We start from the raw sequence: 13,182 nt of genomic DNA, 5'->3' as shown, positions 1-13,182 counted from the left end.
CAGGCAGGGTGGGCCGGCGTGACTGCGACGGCTCGGGGGCGGGCCGCCTGCGGCGCCAGTCATGATAGCGCAGCGTCACCTGGCCGCACCGATGTGCGCAGCCGCGCATGCGGCGCCGCCGCATGTGCAGAACCGGCTCGCGATGGACTGGTACACTAGCGACCTTTCCCGCGGGCGGGCCACTGGCCTGCCGGGCCGGCCCTCCGGCCGCTCCTGTTACCGATACCGAACATCGATTACACGAGCCATCCCGCGATCGGCGCACCGCGTGCGCAGGGATGGCCGAAGCAGCAATTCATGTCTTTTTCCGAACTCGGCTTGTCCGAAAAGATTGTGCGTGCGGTGGCCGAGCAGGGCTACACCTCACCGACCCCCATCCAGGCGCAGGCAATCCCGGCCGTCCTCAAGGGCGGCGACCTGCTCGCCGGCGCCCAGACCGGCACCGGCAAGACCGCCGGCTTCACCCTGCCGATGCTGCACCTGCTGTCCGAGTCCGCCGCGGCCCGTGCCGCCGGCAACGCAGCGCGCTCCGGCAAGCCGCCGGTGCGAGCGCTGGTGCTGACGCCGACGCGCGAACTGGCCGCGCAGGTCGAGGAAAGCGTGCGCAACTACGGCAAGTACCTGCGCCTGCGCTCGATGGTGATGTTTGGCGGCGTCGGCATCAACCCGCAGATCGAGCAGCTGAAGCGCGGCGTCGATATCGTGGTGGCCACGCCCGGCCGACTGCTCGACCACGTGGCGCAGCGCACCGTCGACCTGTCGCAGGTAGAGCTGCTGGTGCTCGATGAAGCCGACCGCATGCTCGACATGGGCTTCATCCACGATATCCGCAAGATCCTCAACGTGCTGCCGGCCAAGCGCCAGAACCTGCTGTTCTCGGCGACGTTCTCGGACGATATCCGCGCGCTGGCCGACCGCCTGCTGAACAACCCCGCCTCGATCGAGGTGGCGCGGCGCAACACCACCGCCGAGACCGTCGACCAGCGCGTCTACCCGGTCGACCGCGAACGCAAGCGCGAACTGCTGGCGCACCTGGTGCGCCAGCACGACTGGCACCAGGTCCTGGTGTTCACCCGCACCAAGCACGGCGCCAACCGCCTGGCCGAGCAGTTGACCAAGGACGGATTGTCGGCACTGGCGATCCACGGCAACAAGAGCCAGTCGGCACGCACGCGCGCGCTGTCCGAGTTCAAGGCCGGCACGCTGCGGCTGCTGGTGGCGACCGATATCGCCGCGCGCGGCATCGACATCGACCAGCTCCCGCACGTGGTCAACTTCGACCTGCCCAATGTGCCCGAAGACTACGTGCACCGTATCGGCCGCACCGGCCGCGCCGGCGCCGAGGGCGAGGCGATCTCGCTGGTCTGCGTGGACGAGCATGCGCTGCTGCGCGATATCGAACGCCTGATCAAGCGCAAGATCGAGCAGACCGTGCTGCCGGGGTTTGAAGTCGACCCGACCATCGCTCCCGAGCCGATCCAGAAGGGCCGCCAGCAACGCGGCGGCGGGCAGGGGCAAGGGCAAAGCCAAAGCCGCGGCCGCAGCCAGGCACGTCCGGCCAACGCCGACGGCGAGCCGGCACAACGCGCACGCGCGCCGCGCCAGGCCCAGGACGCACCGCGCCAGGGCCAGGGCGGCCAGCCGCGTCAACGGCAGGCCGAAGGCGGCCAGCGCCGCGGCGGTGGGAACGGCAATGGCAACGGCAACGGCAACGGCAACGGCGGCAACCATGGTGGCAGCAATGGCGGCGCACGCAGCGGCGCACCGCGCCAGGGCAGCCAGGAGCCGGCACGCGGCCAGCAACGCGCCGCCGCCCAGCCGGCACGCCAGCCGCACGATGCCGCCCCGGCCCCCGCGCGCAACCGCCGCCCGGCGCCGCAGGCGGCCCTGCTCGGCGGCAACCGCAACCGCGATTGATCCCATGACAGCGTCCACCGCCCCGGCCGATTCCGGTATTCCCTATGCCGGCCTGACGCCTGAGCGGATGCTGGACGCGCTCGAAAGTGCCGGCCTGCGTCCCGACGGGCGCCTGCTGGCGCTCAACAGCTATGAAAACCGGGTGTGGCAGGCCGGCATCGAGGACGCCGCGCCGGTCATCGCCAAGTTCTACCGCCCCGGCCGCTGGACCGACGCGGCCATCCTGGAAGAACACGCCTTCGTGCAGCAGCTGGCCGATGCCGAGGTCCCGGCCGTGCCGGCGCTGTACTTGCCTGCCGGTGCGCCGGATGCCGGCACGCTGCGCCACCACGCCGGCTTCCGCTTTGCGGTGTTCCCGCGCTGCGGCGGCCGTGAGCCCGCGCTCGACCGCAAGGACACGCTGACCTGGCTCGGCCGCTTTATCGGCCGTATCCACGCCGTCGGCGCGACGCAGCCTTACCAGGCCCGGCCCGCACTGGACCTCGACACCTTCGGCGTTGCCCCGCGCGACTGGCTGCTGGCCAGCGGCTGCATCCCCGCCGACCTGCTGCCGGCGTGGCAGTCGGTCGCCGAGCTGGCGCTGGACGGCGTGCGCCGCTGTTACGAACGCGCCGGCGACGTGCCGCTGCTGCGCGCGCATGGCGACTGCCACCGCGGCAATGTGCTGTGGATCGACGAAGACGACGCGCGCGGCGGCAGCCACGGCGCGCCGGGGCCGCACTTCGTGGACTTTGACGACAGCCGCATGGCGCCGGCGATCCAGGACATATGGATGCTGCTGGAGGGCGGCCGCGCTGCGATGCAGGACCAGCTGGCAGACATCGTGGCCGGCTATGAGGATTTCGCCGAATTCCGCACGCGCGAACTGTGGCTGGTAGAGGCGCTGCGCACCCTGCGCTTGCTGCACTACAGCGCCTGGCTGGCCAGCCGCTGGACCGATCCTGCCTTCCCGGCCGCGTTCCCGTGGTTCGGCACCGCGCGCTATTGGCAGGACCGCATTCTCGAACTGCGCGAACAGGTAGCCCTGATGGACGAAGCGCCCCTGTGGGGCGCCTGACAAGCGATGCGCGGCGCCGGGCGCGCCGCGTGTCCTGAGATTGCCTTACTTCTTCTCCGGCGCCTTGACCAGCAGCACCGGGCAATCCGCCTGCGCCAGCACGCGTCCGGCCACCGAACCGATCACCGCATCAAAGAAGGAACCGCGGCCATGCGTGCCCATCACGATGGCTTCGGCATTCACCGAGCGCGCATAGGCCACGATGCGTTCCGGCGCGAAACCGTGCAGCGCATGCCGCTCGAACGGCACGCCGCCCGCCGACAGGATCTCGCTGACACCCGCCATCGCCTTGTCGCTGGCCTCCTTGTGCCAGTCGTCGATGGTTTCCTTGCTGACGAAGGCGCGCACCTGGCCGCTCACTTCCGGAGCCACATGCACGACATGCACGGTAAAGCCGTTCTGCAGCAGCTTGCCTTCGGCAATAAAGCGCGCCGCGGCATCGCTGAAGGCCGAGCCATCGGTGGCGAGCACGATATTGGTCATGACGGGAATCTCCTGGATTGGGGGCTGTCGGAACGAGCCAGGTTGAAGAACACCTCCTGACGCTGCCGCCGCGGGGCGTCGGCGCCATCTGAAACCATCATCGCAGCAAGTTTCCCGCTGTGACCCGACTTAGATCAAGTTGATTCGGAAAACTACGATGCCGCCACGGCCTCGCGTGCGATAACCGGCCGCCTGGCAAATCCGTCAACCCGGCTGGCAGTTTCGGCCATTGCCGCCCCGGCGCCGTAGCGCGTAGCATGGCTCGCGAGCGCCGTGACAGGTCGGCAGGAAGCTGTTCTGACGCAGCGCACCACATACCCCATACAGGCTGGCACGGGATCCGGATCCCAGCGCACGGCAACGGAGACAAGCAAATGAGTGAGCATGGCAAGCTGCTGCCCCTGCGCGGCATCAAGGTGGTGGAATTCGAAGGCATCGGCCCCGGCCCGCTGTGCGGCGCCATGCTGGCTGGCCTCGGCGCCGAGGTAACGCTGGTGACCCGCCCGGTCGCCCCTGACGCGCGCCGCATCCTGCGCGGCCAAGCCGTGCCGCCGGAGATGGAACTCGAGCACGGCAAGCAGGTAGTGCAGCTGAACCTGAAATCGCCCGAAGGCGTCGCCGCGGCGCTCGACCTCGTGGCAGGCGCCGATGCGCTGATCGAAGGGCTGCGCCCCGGCGCGATGGAGCGGCTGGGCCTGGGCCCCAAGGCCTGCCATGCCCGCAATGCGCGCCTTGTGTACGGCCGCATGACCGGTTGGGGGCAGAGCGGCCCTCTGGCGCAGAGCGCCGGCCATGACCTGAACTACATCGCGCTGACCGGCCTGCTGTCGATGGCCGCGCGCGACGATGCGCTGCCGATGGTGCCGCCGACCGTGATGGGCGATGCCACCGGCGCGCTCGGCCTGGCCTTCGGCCTGACCAGCGCCATCCTGAGCGCGCGTGCCAGCGGCGTGGGCTGCGTGGTCGATGCGGCGATCACCGACATCGTTGCCATGCTCGGCTCGCTGGTGCAGGTATCGCGGGCCGCCGGCACCCTCGGCGGACCTCAGCCCAGCCCGTTCCACGATTCGCCGTTCTATGACGTCTACCGCTGCGCCGACGGCCGCGCCATCACGCTTGGCGCACTCGAGCCGCAGTTCTACCGCGAACTGCTCGAACGGCTGGAACTGGCCGACGTCGATCCCGCTGCGCAATACGACCGCGCCCAGTGGCCCGCCCTGAAGGCGCGCATCGCCGGCTGCATCGCGGCGCAGCCGAGCACGCACTGGGAGGCGCTGCTGGGCGGCACCGATGTCTGCTTCGCGCGCGTGCTGACCTTGGACGAGGCCGCCCGCCATCCGCACAACCAGGCGCGCGGCACCTACCGGATGTTCCGGCAGGGCGAGCGCGAAGTGCCGCGCTCGGCCCCGGCACCGCGGTTCCTGCCCGCCGGCACGGAGTGAGCGGCGAGTTCGGCTAGCCTCTGTCACCAGCAAACACTGGCTGGCTACGCTCGGCTGTCCACTCCTGCGGAATTGCCCGCCCGCCGCGCAGATTCTGCTGCTCCCGAGCAGCGAGTATTCCGCGCTTCAGCATGCAGCATGGCCCTTAACCTTGGCAGTTCCCCAAGCTGTCAAGGAGTTCCAATTGCACCACGCGTTGATCGTCGACGAGCCTTCCCGGTTCCGCTCTACGCTGTCCGGCCAACTGACCGCGGCATTGGATGCCGCCGAAGTGCTGGAAGCCGACGGCGTGCGCGATGCCTTCCGGCTGGTGCGCGATCACCGCCCCAGGCTGGTGCTGGTCGATGTCGAGTATTTCGGCAATCCCGGCGTCGATTTCGTCAGGCGCGTGTCGGCGACCTTTCCCACGGTACACGTGCTGGTGCTGTCCGGCACCGACGCCACCGCCGCCCCGGTGCGGGCGCTGCGCGCCGGCGCGCACGGCTTCGTGGTCAAGCACCGCGGCGTCCCCGAGGTGCTGCAGGCCGCGCGCGGCGTGCTGAGTGGTTACCTGGTGTTCCCCATGTACACGCTGGAAGCCGCGCGCCAGCTCGGCGAAGCGCTCGACTCCGGCATCCCGCGGCTCAGCAATCGCGAAATCACCATCCTGCGATACCTGGCGCGCGGCCATTCCAACAAGGCGATCGCCGCGGAGCTGCTGATCAGCAGCAAGACGGTCAGCACCCACAAGGCCAATATCATGGCCAAGCTCAACGTCTGCTCGCTGGTGGAGATGGTCGACTATGCGCGGCGCCACCAGCTAGTGTGGTAACGGCCGCGTCAGCGCGTGCACGGTACGTCCCTGACCACCACCGCCGCCGCCTCATGGCCAGGCTTGCCCAGGTCGTAGTGCAGCGTGCAGGCATCGCCGCTGGCCTGGCTCCACCGTGCCGTCAGCGTGCCGGCGTCCGCTGCCAGCCCGCGCACCAGCACGCGGCCTGCTTGCGCCACGGTCCCGACCGGCTTGCCGTCGGCACTGAACACTTCGGCGCCGAACGGCACCGGCGCGCCATCCGGCAGGCGCGTGCGCAGGATCGCCGCGCGGCCGGGATTCTCGGTTTCGAAGCGCACCCGCACCACCGCGCCTGCGGTGGGCGCGATCCGCTGCTGCGTCGACTTGAGTGTGACTTCCAGCGGCAGGCCCTGCGGATCGATCTCGATTTCGTTCCGCGCGAACGGCACCAGGTTTGAGACCACGGCATGGCCCCACGGGTCGACGCGCAGCCCCGCGCCGTTGGCCAGGCGCGCGCCCGCGGCGTCCTTGGCCTCGACCACCGCAACCGTATCGCCGAGGGAAGGCGAAAACGCCACGCCATCCGCATAGGCCACGATGCCGCCGGAAATACCTGCACCGGCCTGCGTATATGCGGTACTCCTGGACGCGCTGGCGGTCATCGTCGCAAACGGGGAGATATAGGCGACGCTGCCGCCGATACTGTTGGTGCTGCCGGACCTACCGCCGGTATGGCCCGCATTGAGCGCATAGCTGAAGGCATTGTCGCTCCCGAGCGTGCCGGTCACGGTCTCCTGCGCCATGAAGGAACCGTCGGAGCCGCGCTCGACGCTGGTCAGCGAGTAGGGCGCCCGTGGCGACTTGCCCAGCGGCAGGCCGACGGTCAGCATCACGCGCGTATCCCACTTGCCGGTGGTGACATTGAGTTGCCGCGACGCCGACACGCCATAGGCGATGGCGCGGTAAGCATTGTTGTAGCCTGCCTGGAACTGGCTGACGGTGCTGCTGCCCTGCCAGTAGCTCTGCACCGACCCGGTCAGGTAAAAATTGCCATAGCCGGCCGGCAAGGCCTGGTTGATGCTCAGCTGCAGCTTGCCGCGCGCGGTCGGCAGGCTTGGCAGCCGCCCCGCCTGGTCCAGCGCAAGCCAGGACATGGCATCGGCAAGGCCAAGGTAGCCCCGGCTGGAGTAGCGGTATGCCGCGACCGAGAAATTGGTGTTGGTTGGTGCGACCAGCTTGCTGTAGCTCAGCCGCACGCTCTGGCCGCTGCGGTCCGGTTGACCCTGCAGCCGCGTGCTGGCATGCGTGATGTCCGCGCCAAAGGCACCCAGGTCGGTATTCAGCGCGGCACCCGCGGCGATTGCACCATAGCCTTGCGCGGCGACGAAGCCACCGTAGCCGGTGACCGTGTTGGTGAAGCCGTGCAGGTAAGTGCCCTGCAGCAGCAGGGTCGAGCCTTGCAGCACCGTGTTGCGGTACTGGCCCGCGGTGACGCTGTAGCGGCTCTGGCCGGCGCGCAAGGCGTTCACCGCGGCAGCGTAAGGCATCGTCGATACGTGCACGCTGCCGTCCGCTTCGGTAACCACGACTTCAATGTCGCCGCCATAGCCCGTGGGGTACAGGTCATCGATCTCGAACGGCCCGGGTGCCACCGTGGTTTCGTAGAGGATGTTGCCTTGCTGGCGGACCTGCACGCGGGCATTGCTGCGCGCGATGCCGCGCACGATGGGAGCATAGCCGCGCAGCGATTCAGGATACATCCGCTCGTCGCTGGCCAGGCGCACGCCGCGAAAGCCGATGCTGTCGAACAGGTTGCCGTCGGTAAAGGCGTCGCCGATCACCAACTGGCTTTTCCAGGGCGCAATGGCGCGCTGCAGATTGGTCAGCACGCTCTGGTAGCGCGTGCCCTGCCGCTCGTCGCGGCTCAGGCTGCCCTGGTGGCTAAAGCGCCATGGTCCGACGTTGATGCCTGCGTTCAGGCCCACATAGGCTTGCGTGTTGGACAGGCTGGATGCGTCGGAATGATAGACGTTGGCGTTGTATTGCAGACGCGCTGCCGGAACACCGTTGTCCCAGTTCTCCGGGCTGACGTAACCACGCGCGCGGCGGACCATCGCAGCCTGCGGCACGCTGACGTCGAGCCGCTGCTCGCCGTTGTCGAAGCTTGCGGTGGCGTCGGCGATCAGCGCTGCCAGCGGCTGGCAGCCGTCGCCGTCCAGCGATGCGGCGGCAGGCAGCTTGGCCAGGTCGACGCCGATGCGTTCCAGCAGGCTGCGATCGAAGCAAGGCACCGCCGGGGCAGCGGGGTCGGCGGCCTGGCGCAACTCAACGTCGGCGCGGCCTAGCCAGATTTCATTGACATACAACTCGGCACGATAGTGACCCGGCAGCGCCGGATTGCCCTTGCTAAAGCGGCTCAGGTCCGCAACGCCGCCCGCCGTGCCCTGCAGGAAGGTATCGTTGAACTCGACATCCTGCGAGGACCGGACAGGCATCGGGCTGGCGCCGGGTTGGCCGGCTGCGCCTGCGCCGCTGGCAAACAGGGCCAGCAGCAAGGCATGGAGCGGGCGCGGACGAAACGGGACGTGACGCAAAGGGAGTGGCAGCATGGCACCGACGTGTCGACGATGGCCGCACGCAGCCGCCGGCTGGCGCGGCGGCCGCCGAGAGTGCGTAACGGACCGGTGGTTTAGTGAGGGCTAGCGGGAGCCGGAGGCGCTCAGCGGCGCGCTGAATTTGTCCCTGCCGCCGAAGTCGTTGATGCAGTACACGCGCACGGTGGCGCCGGCAGGGTTGCGGATCTCGCTGACCAAGTGGAAAGCTGCTGTGGCACCAGGCGCAATCATGTCCGGGTCTGTCGCCTTGACCAGTTGCTCGCCGGCGATGACCTCGACGCTAACCGGCGACACGTGGTACGGCGTCGGGTTATGCGCCACCAGCACGGGTTTGCCGTCGCGGCTGCCCAGCTCCCAGCGCAACGCAGCCGGCGCCTCGGTAGCGCTGCCCGGCAGTCCTGCGGGGCGGAAAAACAGCTTGAAGCGCGAACGGAACGCCATTTGCAGCGAGTTGACGCCAGCTTCATCGGCGGACGGCTTGGGCGGGATTTCAAGCACGTTGAGCCAGAACAGCGACTCCTTGTCTTGCGGCAGCGGCTCACCGGTATAGAGAATGCGCAGCGTCTGGCCCTTGCCCGGGTCGATGCGCGCAATCGGCGGCGTGATCGTGAACGGCACGTCGATCGAGGTAGGCGTCGGGGTCGCCGTGCCGGCATCGACCCACGCCTGCGTGAGCGCGGGCGATTGCCCTTCGTTGGTCAGTTTTAGCGTGACTTCCTTGTCCGCGGCGCGATAGACCACGCGCGTGCCGCCGACGATGACGGACGCGCTGACGGGCAATGCGCACGAGAGTGCCAGCGCGGCCACGGGGACGGCCAGCAAGTTTCGCAGGGATGTGGACAGCATGGTGAGGCGGGGAAACAGGGCTTGAAGAATCAGTCGTCGGCAGGACCGGCAAGCACAGCGGAGGAGAATGGGGCGGCACGCGCCGCCAACATGGCGCGTGCCGACGCACCGGACTGCACCACATGTGTGCCACGCCCGGAATCGGATTTGCCCTTCAGGGAAATCTCAGGGACGCGCTGGCGTCACGGATACGCGATGGTGTACATCACGCTGGAATTGGCCGCACCCGAGGTGGCCTGGCCGGTGGCGACGTATTCGGCAAAGTAGGACAGGGTGGCCGCGCCACTAACGAGGGGCACCGACAGCGAGTTCTGAGCGCTGTCTGCAAAGCCTGCCTTGATCGGGGTGAAGTTGGAATTGAGCAGCCCGATCTGCACGTTGGTCGCCGTGCCGGCGCCGCTGTTGACCACCAGGTTGCCGGTGCTGGCGTCGGTGGTCGGTCCCGGTTCGAAGTAGGTATGGACTGCGCCGGTATCCGCATCGCAGCTCAGCGCAATGGTGAACGGGGTGCGCCCGGCGCGCGCACCCGCCGTGTCCAGCGTCTTTGCCGACACCGTCGGCAGCGTGACGGTGAACGACTTCGAGCCGGTGCCGTTGCCGTTGATCTCGCACGAGGTGGGGGTGATGTTGCCGTTGAAGGTGATGGTGCCGTCGACGGCATGCGCGGATTGCGATGCGAAGACGATGCCGGCGGCAAGTACCACCGGTGCAAATGCGAATTTCATGTTGGGTCTCTTGGTTGTGGAAGGCGTGCCGCCGCACGATTGCCGTGGCACGCGGGTGTTCCAAGGCAGTGGCTGCATCCGGACATCGGAATTGCCTTGTGAACCGGGGCCAGTGTAGGAATATGGCGATACGCCCACCGTGTGAAACTTCCGAGCAAGCTGAGTGAATCGGCCGAATTTGCCTGCTCGACATGCTGGACCGGTGACTTGCGTCGTTCGATGTGGTCTGAAGCCGTTTGCCTGGGGCATCCGCTTTCCGGGGACTCGCCACATTCCGATTCGACACAGTCGCCAGGCGGCCACCGTGCGCTCCTGACGCCGCTTCCCCAACACGGGTAGACTGTTGGCGTGTGCCACGAAACGAGCCCATCCCCACGATGCCTTCGTTCCCGACAGCCGCCATGCGCCCGACCGGCGCCAGTCTTGCTGCAGCCAAGTCTGCTCTCCCTTCGCCTTGCCTGGCGGCGCGTCACCTCAGCGGCGACCGTCCGAGCCGCCGTCCCGGCACCATGAAGCGTGCGTTCGCCGCACTGCTGCTGGCAGGCGCCTTCGGAGCCCCGGTCCTGGCCCAGCCGCCCCAGACGAGCCAGGCCCCACCGGCGCCGCAAGCGCCACAAGCCTCGGTGCCACAAGCTACTCCGGCCCCGCAGGTACCACTCTGGTTCGCCCAGGGCAGGCCCATACCGGAAGCCAGGCAGGCGGTCGACGCGCTTTCCAACGCGGCCGCTGAGGGGCTTGATCCGGCCGACTACGATGCCGAGGCGCTGCGGCAGGCAGTGCAGCAGGCGGCCACCGGGCCGGTGCTCGCATCGGATGCCGCCGCCCGTCTTGATGCCGCGCTGACCGCCGCGATGGAGCGCATGCTCGCCGACCTGCACGGCGGCCGTATCAATCCCCGCGCGGTCCGTGCCAATTTCGCGCCACAGGAAGAACGCCCGTATGACGCCGCGACGGTGCTGCGCGAAGCGGTCGCGCAACATCGCCTGCCGGACGCCGTGCGCCGGGCCGCGCCCACATTTCCGCTGTATGGCACGCTGCGCGAGGCACTGGCACGCTACCGCGAGATCGCGGCGCAGCCGGTCTGGGCGCAGCCGCTGCCGGCGCTGCCAGCGGGCAAGCTGACGCCGGGGCAGCCGTGGGCGGGCACTGCCGCGCTGACGGCGCGCCTGGTGGCACTGGGCGACCTGCCAGCCGGCACGAAGCAGCCGGCGCGCTATGAAGGCGCGCTCGTCAATGGCGTCAAGGCGTTCCAGTCGCGGCACGGGCTCCAGGCCGACGGCGTGATCGGCTCCGGAACGCTGGCGCAACTCAATCTGCCCATGGCCAGCCGGGTGCGGCAGATCGAACTGACCATGGAGCGGATGCGCTGGACCCCGCTGGATGGCCCGCGCATGATCGTGGTCAACGTGCCGGAGTTCATGCTGCGCGCCTACGAGATCCGCGACGGCAAGCTCGACATCAAGCTGGAGATGAAGGTGATCGTCGGCAAGGCGCTGGACACGCGCACGCCGTTGTTCGAGGAAGGCATGCGCTACATCGAGTTCAGCCCGTACTGGAACGTGCCGCCGTCGATCGCCAAGCGCGAGACGGTGCCCCGGCTGCGGCGCGATCCTGCATATTTCAACCAGCAGGGCTTTGAGTTCGTGACCGGCGAGGGCAAGGCCGTGACCACGCTGTCCGAGGACAACCTGGAGGCCGTGCTCAATGGCCGCATGCGCATCCGGCAGCGCCCCGGCCCCATGAATGCGCTGGGCGACATCAAGTTCGTGTTCCCCAACAACGAAAACATCTACCTGCACCACACCCCGACGCCGCAGCTGTTCAAGCGCGACCGGCGCGACTTCAGCCACGGCTGCATCCGCGTGGAATCCCCAGTGGCACTGGCGCAATTCGTGCTGCAGGATATGCCAGACTGGAACGAGGCGCGCATCCGCGAGGCGATGACACGCGGGAAGTCGAACACGGTGAGGCTGCAGCAACCGCTGCCGGTAGTGCTGGCCTATGGCACGGTCATCGCCCGGGCCGATGGTCGTGTATCCTTCCTGCCTGACATCTACGGTCACGACAAACTGCTGGACAAGGCGCTGCGGCAACGCAACGGGCGCCCCTCGCCGCCAGCCATCGCGCGCGCCGCTGCTGCCAGGCAGTAAGGCGCGCCCAGCACATGCAGAGGAAGTACCATGAATGATGCGACGCGCAAGGCACGCCGCCGCTTTCTACATACCACCGGAGGCCTGGCACTGGCCGCCGGCCTGATGCCACTGGCGCCGCGCCAGGCGCTTGCCAGCCTGCCCGATGCGCGCTCGCTGGCCTTTGACCACACCCATACCGGCGAGCGTATCAAGCTCGTCTATGCCGTCGGCGACAGCTTTGTTCCGGAGGCACTCACATCGCTCAACGGTTTCCTGCGCGACCACTATTCCGGCCAAGTAGGGGTGATCGACCCGCAACTGTTCGACCTGCTCTTCCAGTTGCGCCGGGAACTGGGCACCAACGAGCCGTTCCAGGTCATCTCGGGTTATCGCAGCCCGGCCACCAATTCGCGCCTGCGAACCTCGCGTGGCGGCGGTGTCGCCAGGCACAGCCTGCACATGGATGGCAAGGCCATCGACATTCGCGTGGCCGGCGTGCCGCTGGGCGACCTGCGCGATGCCGCGAAGACGTTGAAAGGCGGCGGTGTCGGTTTTTACCAGGGCGAGCAATTCGTACACCTGGATACGGGCCGGGTACGCTACTGGTAACTGCCCCGGCAGGTCGTCGCAGCCGGCGACCGCCAACTGGCCGGGCATGTCGATGCCCATCGCGGCGGCCTGATCAGGCCGCTCAAGCACCAGCACCTTTTCCCCTTTGATACTGTCGCGAGACCGCCGCAGGTCGCCGATGACCTGCGGCGGTCTCGCGCGTCCGCCGCGCCGACTTTTGCTCAACCAAGTGATATATATGAGTTAGTTGACATGGATCTATTGCTTGCCTAAGATGGTTTTCACAGACCACCCGCAAAGACGATCCACACAGAGGAGACAACGATGATTCACGTAGTGCTGCACGACGCCAAGGACACCGTGGCAGTGGCCGTGGTGGAAGGGATCCAGGCCGGCACCAAGCTGAACGCCTGGATCATGGATGAGGACAAGATCGTGACCGTGACCGCGCTGCAGCCGATCCCCATCGGCCACAAGGTGGCGCTGTGCGACATGGATCCCAACGACACCGTCTACAAGTACGGCATCGATATCGGCAAGGTGGTGGCGCCGATCAAGGCGGGCGAACACGCCCACGTCCACAACATCAAGACCAAGCGCTGGTAAGCCGCGCCCCGTCCCCG

At 67.9% G+C, this 13,182-nt stretch carries 11 protein-coding genes; 7 read left to right on the top strand and 4 right to left on the bottom strand.

Annotated features, from left to right (window positions below):
• Window positions 1-297: 297 nt before the first annotated feature.
• A complete protein-coding gene (locus VSR71_RS16805; protein ID WP_342914984.1) occupies window positions 298-1,917 on the top strand; it encodes a DEAD/DEAH box helicase in 1,620 nt (539 codons plus the stop codon).
• A 4-nt stretch (window positions 1,918-1,921) separates the two neighbouring features.
• Window positions 1,922-2,974, top strand: coding sequence for a serine/threonine protein kinase (locus tag VSR71_RS16800; RefSeq protein WP_342914983.1), 1,053 nt, complete (start codon window positions 1,922-1,924; stop codon window positions 2,972-2,974).
• 45 nt (window positions 2,975-3,019) lie between these two features.
• Here VSR71_RS16800 and VSR71_RS16795 read toward each other — a convergent pair whose 3' ends face one another.
• A complete protein-coding gene (locus VSR71_RS16795; RefSeq protein ID WP_342914982.1) occupies window positions 3,020-3,457 on the bottom strand; it encodes a universal stress protein in 438 nt (145 codons plus the stop codon).
• Window positions 3,458-3,831: 374 nt separating this feature from the next.
• Between VSR71_RS16795 and VSR71_RS16790 the strand changes: the two genes are divergently transcribed.
• Together VSR71_RS16790 and VSR71_RS16785 are read left to right on the top strand one after the other, a co-directional pair.
• Window positions 3,832-4,899 (top strand): CaiB/BaiF CoA-transferase family protein, encoded by a 1,068-nt coding sequence (locus VSR71_RS16790; RefSeq protein ID WP_342914981.1) that lies wholly within the window; start codon window positions 3,832-3,834, stop codon window positions 4,897-4,899.
• Window positions 4,900-5,083: 184 nt separating this feature from the next.
• Window positions 5,084-5,710, top strand: coding sequence for a response regulator transcription factor (locus VSR71_RS16785; RefSeq protein WP_342914980.1), 627 nt, complete (start codon window positions 5,084-5,086; stop codon window positions 5,708-5,710).
• A gap of 8 nt (window positions 5,711-5,718) precedes the next feature.
• Here VSR71_RS16785 and VSR71_RS16780 read toward each other — a convergent pair whose 3' ends face one another.
• The 3 genes from VSR71_RS16780 to VSR71_RS16770 all read right to left on the bottom strand — a co-directional run bounded on the left by VSR71_RS16780 (window position 5,719) and on the right by VSR71_RS16770 (window position 9,857).
• Window positions 5,719-8,166, bottom strand: a complete 2,448-nt coding sequence (locus VSR71_RS16780) for a fimbria/pilus outer membrane usher protein (protein WP_342914979.1) — start codon at window positions 8,164-8,166, stop codon at window positions 5,719-5,721.
• A gap of 204 nt (window positions 8,167-8,370) precedes the next feature.
• Window positions 8,371-9,132, bottom strand: a complete 762-nt coding sequence (locus VSR71_RS16775) for a fimbria/pilus periplasmic chaperone (RefSeq protein ID WP_342914978.1) — start codon at window positions 9,130-9,132, stop codon at window positions 8,371-8,373.
• A 182-nt stretch (window positions 9,133-9,314) separates the two neighbouring features.
• Window positions 9,315-9,857 carry a fimbrial protein gene (locus tag VSR71_RS16770; RefSeq protein WP_342914977.1) on the bottom strand — a complete coding sequence of 181 codons (543 nt, stop codon included), beginning with the start codon at window positions 9,855-9,857 and terminating at the stop codon, window positions 9,315-9,317.
• A 509-nt stretch (window positions 9,858-10,366) separates the two neighbouring features.
• Here VSR71_RS16770 and VSR71_RS16765 point away from each other — a divergent pair.
• The 3 genes from VSR71_RS16765 to VSR71_RS16755 all read left to right on the top strand — a co-directional run bounded on the left by VSR71_RS16765 (window position 10,367) and on the right by VSR71_RS16755 (window position 13,165).
• Window positions 10,367-12,007: a L,D-transpeptidase family protein gene (locus tag VSR71_RS16765; RefSeq protein WP_428979419.1), complete on the top strand. Its 1,641-nt coding sequence runs from the start codon at window positions 10,367-10,369 to the stop codon at window positions 12,005-12,007.
• A gap of 30 nt (window positions 12,008-12,037) precedes the next feature.
• Complete coding sequence (locus VSR71_RS16760) at window positions 12,038-12,598, top strand: YcbK family protein (protein ID WP_342914975.1); 561 nt, start codon at window positions 12,038-12,040, stop codon at window positions 12,596-12,598.
• A gap of 285 nt (window positions 12,599-12,883) precedes the next feature.
• Window positions 12,884-13,165: a UxaA family hydrolase gene (locus VSR71_RS16755; RefSeq protein WP_029048819.1), complete on the top strand. Its 282-nt coding sequence runs from the start codon at window positions 12,884-12,886 to the stop codon at window positions 13,163-13,165.
• Window positions 13,166-13,182 lie beyond the last annotated feature (17 nt).

The organism is Cupriavidus oxalaticus (genome assembly GCF_038900635.1).
Taxonomy (GTDB): domain Bacteria; phylum Pseudomonadota; class Gammaproteobacteria; order Burkholderiales; family Burkholderiaceae; genus Cupriavidus; species Cupriavidus oxalaticus_B.
This window is presented reverse-complemented; position numbering and strand designations above follow the sequence as displayed.

Excerpts from the sequence above, each read along its gene's own strand:
- VSR71_RS16805 (WP_342914984.1), top strand. The coding sequence starts at position 298 with ATGTCTTTTTCCGAACTCGGCTTGTCCGAAAAGATTGTGCGTGCGGTG.
- VSR71_RS16800 (WP_342914983.1), top strand. The coding sequence starts at position 1,922 with ATGACAGCGTCCACCGCCCCGGCCGATTCCGGTATTCCCTATGCCGGC.
- VSR71_RS16795 (WP_342914982.1), bottom strand. The coding sequence starts at position 3,457 with ATGACCAATATCGTGCTCGCCACCGATGGCTCGGCCTTCAGCGATGCC.
- VSR71_RS16790 (WP_342914981.1), top strand. The coding sequence starts at position 3,832 with ATGAGTGAGCATGGCAAGCTGCTGCCCCTGCGCGGCATCAAGGTGGTG.
- VSR71_RS16780 (WP_342914979.1), bottom strand. The coding sequence starts at position 8,166 with ATGCCTGTCCGGTCCTCGCAGGATGTCGAGTTCAACGATACCTTCCTG.
- VSR71_RS16775 (WP_342914978.1), bottom strand. The coding sequence starts at position 9,132 with ATGCTGTCCACATCCCTGCGAAACTTGCTGGCCGTCCCCGTGGCCGCG.
- VSR71_RS16770 (WP_342914977.1), bottom strand. The coding sequence starts at position 9,857 with ATGAAATTCGCATTTGCACCGGTGGTACTTGCCGCCGGCATCGTCTTC.
- VSR71_RS16765 (WP_428979419.1), top strand. The coding sequence starts at position 10,367 with ATGAAGCGTGCGTTCGCCGCACTGCTGCTGGCAGGCGCCTTCGGAGCC.
- VSR71_RS16760 (WP_342914975.1), top strand. The coding sequence starts at position 12,038 with ATGAATGATGCGACGCGCAAGGCACGCCGCCGCTTTCTACATACCACC.
- VSR71_RS16755 (WP_029048819.1), top strand. The coding sequence starts at position 12,884 with ATGATTCACGTAGTGCTGCACGACGCCAAGGACACCGTGGCAGTGGCC.